Genomic DNA, 15,245 nt, shown 5'->3' on the forward strand with positions numbered 1-15,245 from the left:
AAATAGTCTCACTTATGAGATGAACACCATAACTAATCTCACGTACAGGGGTGTCGTGACTACGGTGGAGAAGCGCGCCGGGGAGTCTCCGGTGCTGAATTTCGACTACACCGCAACCAAGCCAGCAGGAACGTGGCTGAAGACTTATGATGAGCTGAGGGCGCGTTATCCGTTGTTTCGCAACGATTTTGGGCCGGGGTTTTGGACCGTCGTCAACTATGAGGGCATCTTGCGGATCATGCAGGATCCGGAGACCTTCTCCAACAGCGTCGTCACCGCGCTGGACCCGAATCCGCCATACAAGTGGATCCCAGAAATGCTTGACGGCGACGAACACAAGCAATGGCGCCGCCAGCTGGGCCCGCTGTTCGCTCCGGGCGCGGTCGAGCGCCTCGAGGGCACGGTGCGTCAGCGCGCAATCAACCTGATCGACGGCCTTGCCGACGACAGATCGTGTGATTTCATCGCCGATTTCGCGCAGCGTTTCCCAACCACGATCTTTTTGGAGTTGATGGGGCTGCCCGTCAACGAGCTGGACCAGTTCTTGGAGTGGGAACACGCAATCCTTCACACCGATCTGGGAGAGGAGACCGCGCAGCAGAAGCAAATTGCCGCAATGATGGCGGTGATGGGCCGGTTCTCGACGATCATTGCCGAACGCCGGGAGCAGCCGCGTGACGACATCGTCAGCAAGGCTATCGACTACCAGATCGACGGCAAGCCGGTATCGGATGCCGACCTGCTCTCGTTCTGTCTGCTGATGTTCATGGCCGGTCTTGACACGGTGTCGGCCACGTTGGGCTGGATTTTTTTGCACCTAGCCCGCAATGACGACGATCGCACCCGGATCGTCGAAGATCCCACTGTCATCCCGAGTGCCGTCGAGGAGTTCTTGCGCGCGTACGCAATCGTCATACCTGCGCGAAAGGTGATGAAAGATGTCGAGCTGCAGGGTTGCCCAATGAAGGCCGGTGACATGGTCAACATCCCGTTGAACGCCGCTACCCGTGACGAGGCGGCGTTTCCGAACGCTACCACCGTCGATATCACGCGGAAACCGAACAACCACATCGCTTTTGGTGCTGGGCCACACCGCTGCCTAGGTTCCCACCTGGCGCGCCGCGAGCTCAGGATCGCGCTCGAAGAGTGGCACAAACGGATACCACACTATCGCCTCGCTACCGGCGCAGAGCTTTTCGAGAGCGGTGGCCAACTCGGACTCCACGCGTTGCCCTTGGTGTGGGATTCCTGATGGACCGTCCGCTTGCCGGAATCCGAGTCCTCGAAGTCGCCCAGTTTACGTTTGTCCCGGCGGCCGGTGCGGTGCTGGCCGATTGGGGCGCCGACGTGATCAAGATCGAGAACCCGGTCACCGGCGACGCCCAACGTGGGCTGGTCACCGTGCTGGGTCATGCGGCCAGTGTGCCGGGATCGTCGTTCGCGCCGATCATGGAGGCACCCAACCGTGGGAAGCGCAGCATAGGGCTCAGCCTTGCGGTCGCCGAAGCGCGACCCGTCCTCGAAGAGTTGATCCGGCGTAGCGATGTTTTTCTGACAAATTATCTGCCGACCACGCGAGCTAAGCTGCATATCGATGTCGACGACGTGCGTCATATCAACCCCGACATCATCTATGTCACCGGCAGCGGGTTCGGCACCCAAGGTCCGGACCGGGACACCGGCGCCTACGACGCCACTGCTTTTTGGGCCCGTGGCGGTAGCGCCGAAGGTGTCACTCCGGGCGACGCCGAACGGGCCGCGTTTATGCCTGCCGGCGCCTACGGTGACAACATCGGCGGACTAGCCATCGCGGGTGGGGTGGCGGCAGCACTGTATGGCAGAAGCGTCACCGGTAGGCCGTCGGTGCTCGACGTCTCGCTGCTGGCTGTCGGTGCTTGGGCCACCCAATTCAACGTGAACATGGCGCTACTGGCCGGGGGGCCGCTGCCGAAGATGGACACCAAGACTCAAGTGCCGTACAACCCGCTGACCGGCAATTACCGGACTTGCGACGGCCGGTTCATCCAGCTGTCGATGCTGCAGCCGACCCGGTACTGGCCCGAGTTCTGCCGGCTGATGGGATGCGACGACTACGCCCACGACCCGCGCTTCGCCACTATGGCGTCACTGGCTGAGAACTCCGACGCTGCATTCGAGATAGTCAAGGACGCGATCGGCAACCGCACGTTCGCCGAGTGTGCGCGCTTGCTCGAACAGGGCAGTGGTCCATGGGCCCCCGTGCAGGACGGTTGGGAAGTCGGCAATGACGACTCGCTGATTGCCAATGGCCGCATCGCCGTGGTGGTCGACGCGGACGGACGCCCGCAGAAGTTGGTCGCCAATCCGGTGAAGTTCGACGATGCTGCAGCCTCGCTGAGGCGGGCGCCGCAGTTCGCCGAGCACACCGACGACGTGCTTCAGGAACTCGGATTCGATGACCAGCAGCTCATTGAGTTAAAGGTCGCCGGGGCGATCACGTGACCGGGGTGGCCGTCGTCAACGGTGACGAGCGCACCGTCCGATTCCGTCTGATCCGCGCAGCAGACGCCGAAATCGCTGATCGCGGCATCAATGATGTGCGGATGGAGGCGATCGCGCGGCGAGCCGGGGTATCGCGGGCCACGGCGTTCAGGCAACTCGGCACCCTGTCCGAAGTCCTTGTTCAGGTTGCGCTATTGCGATCGCAGCGCCATATAAAGGCTGTACACGAATTGATGAAGTGCAAGACCGGGGCGTTCGCAAAAGTGGAGGCCGCCTTGATCTACACCGCGTGTGAACTCCCGACAGACCCTTCGATCACCGCTCTGATAGCCCAACATTCGGCGTCCATCCATAACCCGCGCGTGCACGCGGCTGCAGTGGGAGTGATGGGTCCTGTGCTCCAGGAAGGTCAGCGCAACGGTGAAATACGCACCGATGTCGGCCTGGACGAGCTCGTCGACTTCCTCGTGGAGCAAACCTACCTGGCAGCCGAAGAGATCAACCGGTCGGAAGAAGCTGTGCGCAAGCGATTCCGAAACTTTGTTGCGCCGGCTCTGGAGGCGCGCGACGTGAGCAGAGGTGAGTTCCTCTCGCGCACACGTGAAGTCGAAGAGGCGATATCCAGCGCCACTGAGGCGCTGCAGAATCTGGCCAATTTTTTGCGCAGGGACAACTAACCGGGGCTTCGCTCCAGCCCGACGAGGCGTGCCTTTGGTCACCGGATATTCAGGGGCTCCGGTCGAGGGGGTAAGACCGTGACCGGAAGCCCGGCCCGGTGCATGAACCGCCTGTAGCGGTTGGTGGGCCTACTGGCCGCCCGTCTCGATCGGAGCCTGTGATGACCGTAGCGCGATCCGTCGGCGATGTCTTGTCCGAGCATGTGGTGTGCGAGGTGCAGTGCATCGACCGCATGTACTGCAATGTCTATGTGCCGGGCTTGCAGTACGCGGCCCGGCTTGGTGGCCTATGTGCACCGCCAGCTGGGGGTTGCCAATCGCCTCGACCGCGCCACTGGCTCGCATCACCGAGGCGTTTGGCGCCGCGGTGCATCGCTTCGCCGCTGATCGCGGGCTGCCGTGGGTCGATTTCGCAAAGGCGCAACGCAAAGACGACATCGCCCATGAGTATTCGCGGGTTCACCGGCACCGAGGGGTGCTCTTCGTCGGGCGGGCGCAGGAGAAGACCAAGCTGTTTCGTACCGAGAAGCGTCGCGACACTCACGGCGATTTCTATCCGTGGATCGTGCCGGCGACCGGGCTGGTCAACCATTTTTACTTCTATTGCCTCGACGCCGATTTCGGCCCGTTCTTTTTAAAGTTTTGCTCCTACTTCCCCTACAACGCAAAGCTGTGCATCAACGGTAACCATTGGGCTCAGCGGCAGGCCGCCAAGGCGGGGACCGGGTTCACCGAGCTCGACAATGGCTTTCGCCGCTGTCGATGACATGGACCGGCTACAGCGGATCTGCGACCAGCTCGGAGAAGACCAGATCGATGCGCTGCTACGCAAGCGGCTGCCATCCTGCCGCACCCGTATAGCGCCGCGGACCGCACCGCCGGTTACCGCTACGAGCTGTCAATCCTGCAGGCCGAGTTCTCCTTGACCCAGATGCTGGACAAGCCGGTGTCGGGCCGGAAGTTCTTCGAGCAGGTCATCCGTGACAACCTCGACATCGGCCGTCCCGAACAGGTCGCCTTGGTCTTTGACCGCAAGCTAATCCGGCGCGGACCACACGCGACACCGGCACCGTTCCGTGCCAGGGTCATCACCGAGGGCGTCACCCCCAGCCTCTACGTGGACTACAAGCACACCCGCATCAAGCAGTACCACATCCGCGGCCTAGGGCGAGCTCGACGATCATCTCGGCTACGCCAAGCACGATCCAGCCGGCCGTGATGGCGGCAACTCCCGCAATGGCGCCCGTACCAAGACGGTGCTGACCGATGTCGGGCCGGTTGAGGTGGCGATGCCGCGGGATCGGGACGGGTCGTTTGAGCCGCAGATCGTGCGCAAGCGCCAGCGTCGCTTGTCGGGGATCGATTCGCTGGTGATCTCGTTGTCGGCCAAGGGATTGACCCGTGGCGAGATCGCCGCGCACCTGGCCGAGGTGTACGGGGCGCAGGTGTCCAAGCAGATGATCTCGACGATCACCGATCGGGTGATCGAGGCCATGAGCAAGTGGTGCAACCGGCCGCTGGACCCGGTTTACCCGGTGGTGTTCATCGACGCGGTCAACGTCAAGATCCGCGACGGCAACGTCGCCAACCGGCCGACCTACATCGTGCTGGGTGTCACCGTTGAGGGCACCCGCGATGTGCTGGGGCTGTGGGCCGGCGAGCATGGCGACGGGGAGGGCTCCAAGTACTGGCTGCGGGTCTTATCCGAAATCAAAAACCGAGGAGTCAACGACGTGTGCATCGTGGTGTGCGACGGCCTGAAGGGCCTGCCCGACGCCATCGGGACCGTATGGCGGCCGCGATCACCCAGACCTGCGTCATTCACCTGTTGCGCAACAGCTTTCGCTATGCCTCGAAGCGTGACTGGGCCGCGATCGCTAAAGATCTCAAACTGGTCTACACCGCGGCCAGCGAGTCCGCAGCGTTGGAAGCATTCGCCGTGTTCAGCCAGACCTGGGGCCCGCGGTACCCGGCGATCATCAAGCTGTGGGAGAACGCGTGGGCCGAGTTCGTCTCGTTCCTGGCCTTCGACAAGGAAATCCGCAGCGTGATCTGCACGACCAACAGCATCGAAAGCCTCAACTCGCGCATCCGCAGGGCCGTGAACGCCCGCGGCCACTTCCCGACCGAGCAGGCCGCGCTCAAGTGCATCTACCTGGCGATCATGAGCCTCGATCCAACCGGCAAGGGCCGCAAGCGTTGGATGAACCGGTGGAAGGCGCCGCTCAACGCATTCTAGATCGCTTTCCCGAGACGACTGACCCCAGGCCGAAAGTAACACTACGACAACCAGTTGCACCGTTAACTTGACAGCCTCACGGGGGGTGCCCTTTCTTCGTTGAGGCTGCCGGTCTGGCGGTCGGTGTGGTGGCGGGGTTGATCTTGTTCGTGTGCACCGTCAGTGTGACGAGGAACTGATGGGTGTGCGGCACCCCGCTCAAGTCTTGGCCGGCTTGTGGGGTGCCGCGCTGTAGTGCTCGGAGGCACCGATGGTGACGGTAGAGGCTGACCATGTCCGCGACGAGTCCCGGCTGGCGGCCGGCGGGATCGGCTGCCCGACGTGTGGCAACGGGGTGCTCGGCGGCTGGGGGTATGCCCGACCCCGCCAGATTGAGGGGCTCAGCGATCCGGTGCGGCCGAGACGGGCGCATTGCCGATCCTGCTTGGTGACGCATGTGTTGTTACAGGTGACTGTGCTGTTGCGCAGAGCGTATGCGGCGGAACGGATTTGGACTGTGTTGACCGCCAGAGCTGAGGGGGCTGGGCATCGCAGGATCGGCGCAAGTCTGGGTGTGCCGGCGGCGACGGTGCGGGGCTGGCTGCGTCGCGCAGGGTCGCGGCTGGAGGCGGTTCGCGTCTGGTTTGTGGGTGTGGCAGTCGCTGCCGGGGTGGACGTGAGGATCCCGGACGGGACGGGTTGTGCGTGGCGCGACCTGTTGGCCGCGGTGGCGACCGCGACCGCCGCGATCAGGTTCCGGTTCGGTTCGGCCGGGTTGCTCGGCGCGGTGACGCCGGATGGGGTGGCGGTAACGGCTAGTAGTGGGCGGCTGCTCGCGCCGGGCTGGCCGCCACCACGCGGCTGGATGGCTGCAACACGAATCGCCCCTTACGCGCGCCCGGCGTGATCGGTGATCTTCGCCAAGGCGCCTGCCCGGCAACGGTTTCGGGCAGGGCTTCGAGTGGAGAGGAGAACCGAGAAGGTGTCGTTGGAGGAGCACAAGCGCCGTGAGCGGGCGCAGGCGATCGGACTGTTCCGGTATCAGCTGATCTGCCCGGCCCTGGATGAGGGGCTGTCGACCAAGCAGCGCGGGCGGCTGGTGCGCGAGATCGCTGGCTGGCCGAACCCATGCTGACCCGTCCGGCAGCCAGGTGCGCATCTGGCGGGAGACGCTGGATCGTTGGATTCGCCGCTACCGGGCCGGCGGTTTTGAGGCGCTGGTGCCCGCCCCGCGGCGGCTGGCGGCGCGCACCGATGCGCAGGTGCTGGAGCTGGCGGCGTCGCTGAAGCGGGAAAATCCGACCCGCACCGTGGCACAGGTGGCGCGGATCCTGCGCACCGCCACCGGGTGGGCGCCTTCGGAGTCCACTCTGCTGCGTCATTTCCATCGGCTGGAGTTGATGGGCCCGGTCGGCGGGGAGGTCCCGGCGGTGTTCGGCCGGTTCGAGGCCGCCGACCGCAATGCGCTGTGGGTCGGCGACGGCCTGCATGGGCCACGGGTTGGGGACCGCAAAAACTACCTCTTCGCGTTCATCGATGATCACTCCCGGCTGGCAGTCGGCCATCGGTTCGGCTTCGCCGAAAACACCGTGCGCCTGGCCGCCGCGTTGCGCCCGGCGCTGGCCGCCCGCGGTGTCCCGGCCGGGATCTACGTGGACAATGGCAGCGCATTCTGTGATGCGTGGTTGTTGCGGGCGTGCGCGAAACTCGGTATCCGCCTGGTGCATTCGGCACCCGGACGACCTCAAGGACGGGGCAAGATCGAGCGATTCTTTCGCACCGTGCGCGAACAGTTCCTTGTCGAGGTGACCGACACCAGCAGCGAAGACCTCACTGCCGCCGGGGTCGATCACGCTACCGCGCTGTTGGAACTCAACCGGCTGTTCGTGGCCTGGGTGGAAACCGAATATCACCGCCGGGTGCACACCGAGACCGGGCAGCCTCCGCTGGATCGGTGGGAGGCCGGTTGGGACCGGTTGGGCCACACCCCGGCGATACCCACCGCCGACGATTTGACCGAGGCGTTCCTGTGGTCGAGTACCGCGTGGTGGCCAAGACTGCCACCGTGTCGCTGCACACCAACACCTACCAGGTCGATCCTGCGTTGGTCGGGCGCAAGGTCGAGCTGGTGTTCTCCCCGTTTGACCTGGAAACCATCGAGGTCCGCTACCGCGACAAGTCATATGGGAAAGCCTTGCCGCACATCATCTCCCGCCATGCGCACCCGAAAGCCCGGCCCGAGAACCCTGAGCCTGAGCCGCCGGCGACGGGGATCGACTATCTGGCGCCGGCCGCGCGGCCGCCCACCACGAGCAGCTGCGCGGTGACGAACGCATCGGCTATCACGCCCTCTACGGCAGCAGCGAGGACGGCGAGATTCCCGGCCAGCTCTCCATCGATGACGTTCAACCCTGCGTCGATGACGATCCAGAAAGTGAGGTGTCGGCGTGAGTATTCAACGGCTGCAATCACATTGGGGATTCACCCGGATGCCGTTCGGGCGTGACCTGACACCCTGCTGCACCGCCACCCCGGACACGGCGAGGCGGTCGCACGCATCACCTGGTGTGTGGACCAGCGCGCGATCGGTGTGATCACCGGCGAGGTCGGCGCCGGGGAGACCGTGGCCGTGCGCGCGGCCACCGCAGCGTTGGATCCGTCCCGGCACGTGGTCATCACCTGGCCAACCCAACCATCGGGGTGCGCGGCATGCTGCCCCACATCGTGGCCACCCCGGGCACACCCCCGCCTACCACAAATCCGCCCTGGCACCGCAGGCCGCTGAGGCCCTGCCAGCGAACACGCCGAACGGGGCCGCAACCCCGTGCTGGTCGTCGATGAAGCACACCTACTGGATAACCATCAGCTCGAAGCGATCCGGCTGTTGACCAACCACGAAATGGACAGTGGATCGCTGTTCGCGGTCATCATGGTGGGCCAACCCAGCCTGCGCCAGCACCTCCGACTGGGGGTGTTGGCCGCCCTGGATCAGCGCATCGCGGTGCGCTACAGCATCGCCGGGATGAGCGGTGCGGACACCGCCGACTAGATTCGCCATCACTGCAAAATCGCTGGACGAGCCGACACCTGTTCTCGGATGACGCAATCGGGTTGATCCACAACGCCTCCCGCATGCATCCCCGCGCGGTCAACAACCTGGCCCTACACGCGCTGACTGCCGCGTTCGCCGCCGATCACGCCATCGTCGACGAAAAGGCGGCACGCATCGCGATCAGCGAAATCGCTGCGGACTGAACCCGATCCGCGGCAACCCGACCAACACCACGTCAACGCGACAGCAACGCTGTCACCACGCCCACCACGGCCCCACTCACCACCCCTAGCGGGGCCGTTCTCATCGCCGGATCGTCGTCAACCCCAATGACGTCATCATCGTCATCCTCAGCGACGCGCAACACCAGCGCCTACAACGCGGCTCACGAAAACCTGAGTCGCACAACATTACTCGCTGCGTGAAACCAAACACCTCACCCAGCACGTCAAACTTGACTCAAAATTCCGGCTCCGCCAGTCCTAGCTTCGCTAGCGGCAATGCCCCCAGTCGCCCAATAGTGACCGCCGCAATATCAGCAACATCAATCCTGCGGTGTCATAATCCGTTTCAGTCCGGTGGTGAGACATAGACCGTTCCGCCATCCTTCCCAGCACGGCGATGAAAATTGCCGCGCCAACCCGTAAGTCCATCCCCGGCGGAAGTTCCGCTCGGCGCAATAGCGCAGTCGCAGCCAGTTGGAACGGCGTAATGCCATGGCTGACCATCTCCGCCAACCGTTGGCCGAGCGTGCCGTCATACCAAGCCCGGATCACGCCGCCGTAGCTGCGGTGGAACCGCACATAGCGGGCCAACCAGGCGTGGAGCTGATCGAAACCAGATGAGGCGTCCGCCAGCTGATACAGCTCGGCGGCCAGGTGCTTGCCCTCGACCACCGCCCGGCCGGTGAGTTCGTCAAGGATCTTCGCCTTGTTGCCGAAGTGGCGATACAGCGTGGCACGACTGACATTCGCGGCCGAAGCGATCTCGTCCATGGCGACCGAGTAGTACCCCCGTTCCAGGAACAGCAACGAACCGGCAGCCAGGATGTCCTCCCGAATCGGCGACGGGCCTGGCAGTTCGGGCTCGTCAGGTGGGGTATGCATGACCATGCTGGGCAAAGTTCCCTCGGACGGCGTAACAGACCCTGGTGCGGCCACGGTTTCGATCACGTGAACGGGTGTCTCCGGGAAGAGTAGCAATTGCATGGCGATCGACAACGACTCGGAGGTTGTTTTCTCGGATCGCAACCCGAACATGCCACGAAACCGATAAAGGTTGACCATGTGTGAGATCCGTAACAGCGCAGCGGTGGCATCTCCCGGCTCGATACCGGTTACCCCCGCCGCACGGAGTCGTTCGGTGACCAGCTGTGCGTAGCGGTCGGAGACGGCACCGGCATCGGTTTGCGGCAGGCCTTCGATGGTCCCGACGCCCGGAAACTCGAGGAACACCATCGCGTAGCGGTCATAGAGTCTCGCCCAATCCCGCAGCCATCGATGCAGGTTGCGCATGCCCTCGAGGTCGGGGCCGAGGCGGCCCAGCTGTTGACCGTGTTCGAGCACCGCTGGCTCGCATTTGCTTGCCAACTCGGCAAATATCGCCTCTTTGCTTTCGAAGTATTGGTAGACGGTTGCCCGAGACCCGCCGACGGCCTTGGCGATCGCCTCTATCGATGTGCCATGAAAACCCTTGGCAACAAACAGTTTTGCTGCGGAGCCGACAATCCGACCGCGGGTGTGGCGGCCGCGGCGACCCAACCTGTTGCTAGCTGGTGCATAACCGGGGCGCCGCAGTTTCTCGGATTGTCCCATCAGTCGCTCGGGGAGCCGGAGATGTTGCGCTTCGCCTTGCCCGGGTACCCGAAGAATCTCTCGAAGTTCGCGTCGTTGATCGGTTGGGCGGTGTTGCGTTTTGCTGCCGCGCGGAGGGCCGCCAACCGAGCCCTGATTTTATCCAGGTCGGCACGGGAGCCGGAGAGCAACAGTTCCGCTTCGGCCGCTTCGGCGGACGCGATTTCTATGCGCAGACGTTCGCCGGCTTCGCCGAAGGTCAACAGGTCATGGTCGTCCTCGTTGACCTTTTCGCGCGGGGAGGGTGGCGGATAGTGGGTCGCAGCCATGACCTTCCTCTTACCTCTGGACATTTGTGATCCATATCATATACTGTGCGAGACATATCGTCAGAAATCAAGACGGATCGTCAGAAACCGCTTATCGGGAGAGTTGCGATGCCATTGCACGACCACCACCAGATCGTTTCGGTTGACGACCACCTGGTCGAACACCCGCGCGTGTGGCAGGACCGGCTGCCACAGAAGTTCCGCGAGCAGGGTCCTCGCATCATCGAGCAAGACGGCATGCACCTGTGGAGCTATGACGGCCAGATTTTTCCCACAATCGGGCTCAACGCAGTCGCCGGCAAGCCGCCGGAGCAGTGGGGCCTGGATCCCGTCCGCTATGAGGACATGATCCCCGGCTGCTACGACCCCGTTGCGCGGATCGCCGACATGGATCTCGACGGTGTACAAGCCGCGCTGTGCTTTCCGTCGTTCCCGGGCTTCGCCGGAGGCACCTTTATCCGGGCTCAGGACAAGGAGCTAGCCCTCCTGTGCGTCAAGGCGTGGAACGACTTCTATATTGATGAGTGGTGCGCCACCGCACCGGGGCGCTACGTGCCAATGGCCATACTGCCGGTGTGGGATATTGACGCGACCATCGCCGAGGCTGAACGGGTCGCGGCCAAAGGGGCACGCACGGTGTCCTTCCCGGACAGCCCGGTGCCGCTGGGTCTGCCTTCCTTCCACACCGACCACTGGGACGGGCTATGGCGGGTCTGTTCCGATGCGCAGATGCCAGTGTCGCTGCACTTCGGCTCGGGCTCTTTCGTGCCCGGCTTTTGCTTCTCTTCGGTGAAGCCAGTGCCCGGGCAGCTGACGGTGCCCGACGCACCCTTCGCGGTAGCCACTACCCTGTTCGCGACCAACCTGATGTGGACCACCGTCGATCTGCTGTTCTCTGGCAAGCTTCAGCAGTTCCCGAACCTGCAGATTTCGCTGGCTGAGGGCGGAATCGGCTGGGTGCCATACATCTTGGAGCGATCTGACTACGTGTGGGAGCGGCATCGCTACTACCAAGACATCGACTTCGACACTCGTCCTTCGGATTTATTCCGCCAGCACTTCTGGGGTTGCTTTATCGACGACGAGCACGGCCTATCCAACCGGCATGCGATTGGTGTCGACCGCATCACATTGGAGATCGACTTCCCACATTCCGACTCCAACTGGCCGAATTCCCGCAAACGCGCCGCCGAAGTTCTAGCCGATGTACCCGACGACGAATGCTGGCTGATTGTTGAGCAGAACGCGCGCAGAATGCTGAACTTCCCGCGAGTTAGCGCCGAGCAGCTGGCTCCGGTTGGGTGAGGCCGTCGTCATAGCGCTCCTGAGGTGATGCCGTCTTCTTCAACCCAGCCACCCGGACAAATGCCGCAGCAGAGTTGACCGGATTCCCGCAGTGAACCGTAGCGGTCTCACTTGAGCGCGGCTGGCAGCGCAGCAAATTCCTGACGAATCACGTCATCGACTGCCCGATTCGGCGCGGCCAGCCAACGGCTGATCGCTCGCTCTAGAAGCAAGACTCCGACCGCCGCCAGCAACCGGCATTCATGGTCGGGCCTGGCCAGGTGCCGGCGGCGGGCGATGACTTTTGCCACGATATCGGCGTTAGCCTCGTGAATTTGCCGCTCGCGACCTAGCAATACCGGTGACGACTCGACAGCCTCACGATACTGCCCGATCCTCTTGCGGATTCGCTTCAGCGACGGCGCCAGCAGCGCGAACGAGTTTGCCATCGCGTCAAAGTCTGACATCGTATCCGGCTGCGCCAGATAAACGCCGCTAAAGGCGTGGATAAAGTCGGATTCACCGAAGAACAAGACCGATTCCTTGGTGGGGAAGTAGCGGAAAAACGTGCGTGGCGAAACCCCTGCCTTCGCGGCGATCTCTTCGGTCGTCGTGTCGTCGTAGCCCTTGGCACTGAACAGGTTCAACGCCGCGTCTACCAACGCAGATCGGGTGCGGTCCGCATGTTCGTCACGGGGCGAGCGATCACCGCGCGCCATCCGCCAGCCTCCTCGGCCTCGGTGTCTGCCCCGGCACTACAACGATGCACGACGGCAAATGTTTAGGTGTGGCCTTCGCGCCCGTCACCTGACCCACGATACTCATCCATGGCAATCTACTGTCATATCTACGCAGACACGCCCAACTGCGACTGGCGTGTGTCTTGCGGTCGGCTCAATGTGAGTGGTCCACTTCGGCTTCACACTGGCGCGTCAGTCCGGTGGCGAGGATCAGTTCTTCGTGTAGTTCAAACCATACCGTGTGGTAAGAGTCGATGCCCGGGCGGGTGAACCATTCAGTCTTGCCTGCGTGCACCATTTCCAGCGCCATCGACAATTTGTCGCCATATGCGCGCAGCCGCGGCACCTGCGCTGCGGCCGCGGCGATGATCGGCAGTACCCGTTTGTGGGTGCGGTCGAGTCGGGCTAGCACTGCGGCGTCGTAGTCGGGGTCACCGTGGTTGTTGGGCTGGCCTTCTCGAAGCTGCCAGTCAGTGACCAGTGCTTTGAAGTCGGCGTTTACACGGCGAAAATCGTTGTAGATACCCGAAAGTTCGGCTCGATTGGCGGCCGCATGTTCGTGGGCCAACAGCGCAGTCAAGCGCTGCCGCCCAGCGGTGCTGAGCTTGAGTGTATGGCCTGCGACAAGTAACCCGGCCTCAGCCAGCCGGGCCACGGTGGAAGCGACTAGCGGGAGGTCTTCACCGACGGTCCTGGCCAGTTCAGCCAAGTTAACTCTGCCCTTGAGTCGGACGGCTTGCAGGACCTCCAGTTCGGTCATGGCGCAACTTCATTTCCTGGTATCGGCGAGCCTGATGGCGGTCAACATCGTGATAAGCGGTGTTGGGCAGACAACGTCGGTGTGGCCGGCGGACAGCGCATCGCGTATGGCGGCCTCAGAATTGCTCGCTAGCGTCGGGTACTCACCGGCGGCATGCGCCCGTAGTGGGCTATGCCGGCGGGCCAGCTCGGCCAGCTCGGCCAGGTCGGCGGAATCGCTCTCCGACCATGCCGTCAACTCCAGAACTCCTTCGCGCACTTCACCTTCAGAGCCATCGATAGTGATCAGTCTGCCATTGAGAGTCTCAGCTACCCCCAAACCGCAACCCACCACAGCCGGTCGACCGATTTCGCGGCTGACTACCGCGGCATGGCTGGTAGCGCCGCCGACCTCGCTCACGATCCCACGGCTGGCCAGCATGCCCTGCACATCTTCTGGGCTTGTCGAGGGACGGACCAGTATCACGTCCTGGCCCTGGGCAGCGGCATCCAGTGCGTCATCGACGTCGGTGTAGGCCCGGCCCGACGCCACCCCAGGGCAGGCTGGCTGCCCCTTGGCCAAAAGTGCAGCAGCCAATCGGGTTTCGGGTTGGACAGATGGTAACAATAGGGTCTCGATGTGCGATGGTGTCACTCTGCGCAGTACTTCAGCATCATCGATCAATCCGTCTTGTCGCAGCTGCAACGCTAACCGGACCGCAGCCTGCGCTGAGCGTTTGGCAACTCTGGTCTGCAGCAGCCATAGCCTGCCCGCCTCGACAGTGAACTCGATGTCTTGGACGTCACGATCAAGTTGTTCGAGCGTCCAAGCGGCACTCAGCAGCGCTGCCCATACTTCTGGCTGCTCATCGTGCAGCGCGCTGAGCGGCTTACAATTGACTCCGCCCGACACGATGTCCTCGCCTTGACCACCCGGAAGCCACTCGCCGAACGGCTCATTGGCGCCAGTGATCGGGTTCCGGCTGAACAGCACGCCGGTGCCGGAGTTATGTCCGGAATTACCGAACACCATCGCCTGGATCACAACTGCGGTGCCGGGTAGAGCGTCCAGGCCATGATGGTTGCGGTAGGCAGTGGCACGTGCCGAGTTCCATGACGCGCACACTGCCTGGATCGTTCGCCGCAGTTGTGCGAATGGGTCGTCAGGCACCGCCTCGCATTCGTTGCCACCTAGTACGATGCGCCGATAGCTACTTTCAAATCGGGCGCGGGTATCGCGCGCGAACTCCTGGCCCCGTGACCAGGCCAGCGCCTTTTCAACCGCATCGTTGATACCCAGATTCAGGACGGTGTCGAGCATGCCGGGCATCGATTGCGCCGCACCGGACCGCACACTGACCAGCAGCGGTTTGGGGCCACGACCAAACGTCCGCGATGTCTCCCGTTCCAGCCAGCGAATCTTTTGCACCACGGTATCCCAAATGCAGTCAATACCAGACGCGGGATCGGCAAAGAACTGCTCGGATGCCTCGCGGGTGATGCAAAAGGCTGGCGGTACCGGCAACCTGAGGCGGCGCATTGCGTCGATACCAAAACCCTTGTTGCCGACGATTTCTCGTGGCAGATTCGCTGTGCCATCAAGGGCCACGACTTGAGGATGGCCGACTCGCAGAGGGCTAGCCCTGCGTATGCCCCTCGTCACGGTTCTCCCTGTCAGCCGCCGTGGCAACCTCGACAATCAAAACCCAGCCCTGGTCGGATAACCGCAATCCCATCCGACAGCCAGTGTCTCTCATTATGACAGTGTACTGCCATAATGTCAATCGATAGTTAATTCGGGGACTGCAATCACTGCAGTCACGAGGAATGCTGAACCGAAAGTCCTGGCTTATTCGTCGAACACGCGCACCTAAGATGAGTCGAGTACTACGATGGCAGCATACTGTCGCATTCCGCCAAAACACTGAGGATT

Annotated in this window: 12 protein-coding genes and 3 pseudogenes; 10 read left to right on the top strand and 5 right to left on the bottom strand. The window is 62.9% G+C overall.

What is annotated here, in order from left to right; all coding sequences use genetic code 11:
* The first annotated feature begins 55 nt into the window (after nucleotides 1–55).
* The 9 genes and pseudogenes from MYXE_RS04475 to MYXE_RS04510 all read left to right on the top strand — a co-directional run bounded on the left by MYXE_RS04475 (nucleotide 56) and on the right by MYXE_RS04510 (nucleotide 8,631).
* The gene (locus MYXE_RS04475) at nucleotides 56–1,252 is read left to right on the top strand and encodes a cytochrome P450 (protein WP_232061732.1); all 1,197 of its coding nucleotides are present in this window, start codon (nucleotides 56–58) and stop codon (nucleotides 1,250–1,252) included.
* Nucleotides 1,252–2,481, top strand: coding sequence for a CaiB/BaiF CoA transferase family protein (locus MYXE_RS04480; RefSeq protein ID WP_085193027.1), 1,230 nt, complete (start codon nucleotides 1,252–1,254; stop codon nucleotides 2,479–2,481). The genes MYXE_RS04475 and MYXE_RS04480 overlap by 1 nt, the downstream gene beginning before the upstream one ends.
* Nucleotides 2,478–3,158 carry a TetR/AcrR family transcriptional regulator gene (locus tag MYXE_RS04485; RefSeq protein WP_172468546.1) on the top strand — a complete coding sequence of 227 codons (681 nt, stop codon included), beginning with the start codon at nucleotides 2,478–2,480 and terminating at the stop codon, nucleotides 3,156–3,158. Before MYXE_RS04480 ends, MYXE_RS04485 begins: the two co-directional genes overlap by 4 nt.
* 289 nt (nucleotides 3,159–3,447) lie before the next feature.
* On the top strand, nucleotides 3,448–3,924 hold the full coding sequence (locus MYXE_RS24220) for a hypothetical protein (RefSeq protein ID WP_232061733.1): 477 nt from the start codon (nucleotides 3,448–3,450) through the stop codon (nucleotides 3,922–3,924).
* Between the two features lie 156 nt (nucleotides 3,925–4,080).
* The gene (locus tag MYXE_RS24225) at nucleotides 4,081–4,377 is read left to right on the top strand and encodes a hypothetical protein (protein ID WP_232061734.1); all 297 of its coding nucleotides are present in this window, start codon (nucleotides 4,081–4,083) and stop codon (nucleotides 4,375–4,377) included.
* Nucleotides 4,328–5,397: pseudogene (locus MYXE_RS04495) on the top strand (IS256 family transposase); the annotation flags it as partial. The gene MYXE_RS24225 and the pseudogene MYXE_RS04495, both read left to right, overlap by 50 nt.
* Before the next feature lie 250 nt (nucleotides 5,398–5,647).
* Complete coding sequence (locus MYXE_RS04500; protein WP_085197096.1) at nucleotides 5,648–6,283, top strand: hypothetical protein; 636 nt, start codon at nucleotides 5,648–5,650, stop codon at nucleotides 6,281–6,283.
* Between the two features lie 75 nt (nucleotides 6,284–6,358).
* Nucleotides 6,359–7,827 (top strand): annotated as a pseudogene (locus MYXE_RS04505) (DDE-type integrase/transposase/recombinase).
* Between the two features lie 38 nt (nucleotides 7,828–7,865).
* Nucleotides 7,866–8,631 (top strand): annotated as a pseudogene (locus MYXE_RS04510) (ExeA family protein).
* Nucleotides 8,632–8,919: 288 nt separating this feature from the next.
* Here MYXE_RS04510 and MYXE_RS24930 read toward each other — a convergent pair.
* Both MYXE_RS24930 and MYXE_RS04520 read right to left on the bottom strand, forming a co-directional pair.
* Nucleotides 8,920–10,242, bottom strand: coding sequence for a TetR/AcrR family transcriptional regulator (locus MYXE_RS24930; RefSeq protein WP_085197094.1), 1,323 nt, complete (start codon nucleotides 10,240–10,242; stop codon nucleotides 8,920–8,922).
* On the bottom strand, nucleotides 10,242–10,550 hold the full coding sequence (locus MYXE_RS04520; protein ID WP_085197092.1) for an acyl-CoA synthetase: 309 nt from the start codon (nucleotides 10,548–10,550) through the stop codon (nucleotides 10,242–10,244). The genes MYXE_RS24930 and MYXE_RS04520 overlap by 1 nt, the downstream gene beginning before the upstream one ends.
* Nucleotides 10,551–10,658: 108 nt before the next feature.
* On the opposite strand from MYXE_RS04520, the gene MYXE_RS04525 reads away from it, so the two are divergent.
* Nucleotides 10,659–11,855 carry an amidohydrolase family protein gene (locus tag MYXE_RS04525; protein ID WP_085197090.1) on the top strand — a complete coding sequence of 399 codons (1,197 nt, stop codon included), beginning with the start codon at nucleotides 10,659–10,661 and terminating at the stop codon, nucleotides 11,853–11,855.
* 107 nt (nucleotides 11,856–11,962) lie between these two features.
* Here MYXE_RS04525 and MYXE_RS04530 read toward each other — a convergent pair whose 3' ends face one another.
* The 3 genes from MYXE_RS04530 to MYXE_RS04540 form a co-directional block, all read right to left on the bottom strand.
* A complete protein-coding gene (locus MYXE_RS04530; RefSeq protein WP_085197087.1) occupies nucleotides 11,963–12,553 on the bottom strand; it encodes a TetR/AcrR family transcriptional regulator in 591 nt (196 codons plus the stop codon).
* A gap of 175 nt (nucleotides 12,554–12,728) precedes the next feature.
* Nucleotides 12,729–13,334 carry a MarR family transcriptional regulator gene (locus tag MYXE_RS04535; protein WP_085197084.1) on the bottom strand — a complete coding sequence of 202 codons (606 nt, stop codon included), beginning with the start codon at nucleotides 13,332–13,334 and terminating at the stop codon, nucleotides 12,729–12,731.
* A 9-nt stretch (nucleotides 13,335–13,343) separates the two neighbouring features.
* The gene (locus tag MYXE_RS04540; RefSeq protein ID WP_232061735.1) at nucleotides 13,344–14,921 is read right to left on the bottom strand and encodes a pyruvate, phosphate dikinase; all 1,578 of its coding nucleotides are present in this window, start codon (nucleotides 14,919–14,921) and stop codon (nucleotides 13,344–13,346) included.
* Between the last annotated feature and the right edge of the window lie 324 nt (nucleotides 14,922–15,245).

Source organism: Mycobacterium xenopi (assembly GCF_009936235.1).
GTDB classification, from domain to species: Bacteria; Actinomycetota; Actinomycetes; order Mycobacteriales; family Mycobacteriaceae; genus Mycobacterium; species Mycobacterium xenopi.

Excerpts from the sequence above, each read along its gene's own strand:
- MYXE_RS04500 (WP_085197096.1), top strand. The coding sequence starts at position 5,648 with ATGGTGACGGTAGAGGCTGACCATGTCCGCGACGAGTCCCGGCTGGCG.
- MYXE_RS24220 (WP_232061733.1), top strand. The coding sequence starts at position 3,448 with ATGTGCACCGCCAGCTGGGGGTTGCCAATCGCCTCGACCGCGCCACTG.
- MYXE_RS04530 (WP_085197087.1), bottom strand. The coding sequence starts at position 12,553 with ATGGCGCGCGGTGATCGCTCGCCCCGTGACGAACATGCGGACCGCACC.
- MYXE_RS04480 (WP_085193027.1), top strand. The coding sequence starts at position 1,252 with ATGGACCGTCCGCTTGCCGGAATCCGAGTCCTCGAAGTCGCCCAGTTT.
- MYXE_RS04535 (WP_085197084.1), bottom strand. The coding sequence starts at position 13,334 with ATGACCGAACTGGAGGTCCTGCAAGCCGTCCGACTCAAGGGCAGAGTT.
- MYXE_RS24930 (WP_085197094.1), bottom strand. The coding sequence starts at position 10,242 with ATGGGACAATCCGAGAAACTGCGGCGCCCCGGTTATGCACCAGCTAGC.
- MYXE_RS04525 (WP_085197090.1), top strand. The coding sequence starts at position 10,659 with ATGCCATTGCACGACCACCACCAGATCGTTTCGGTTGACGACCACCTG.
- MYXE_RS04520 (WP_085197092.1), bottom strand. The coding sequence starts at position 10,550 with ATGGCTGCGACCCACTATCCGCCACCCTCCCCGCGCGAAAAGGTCAAC.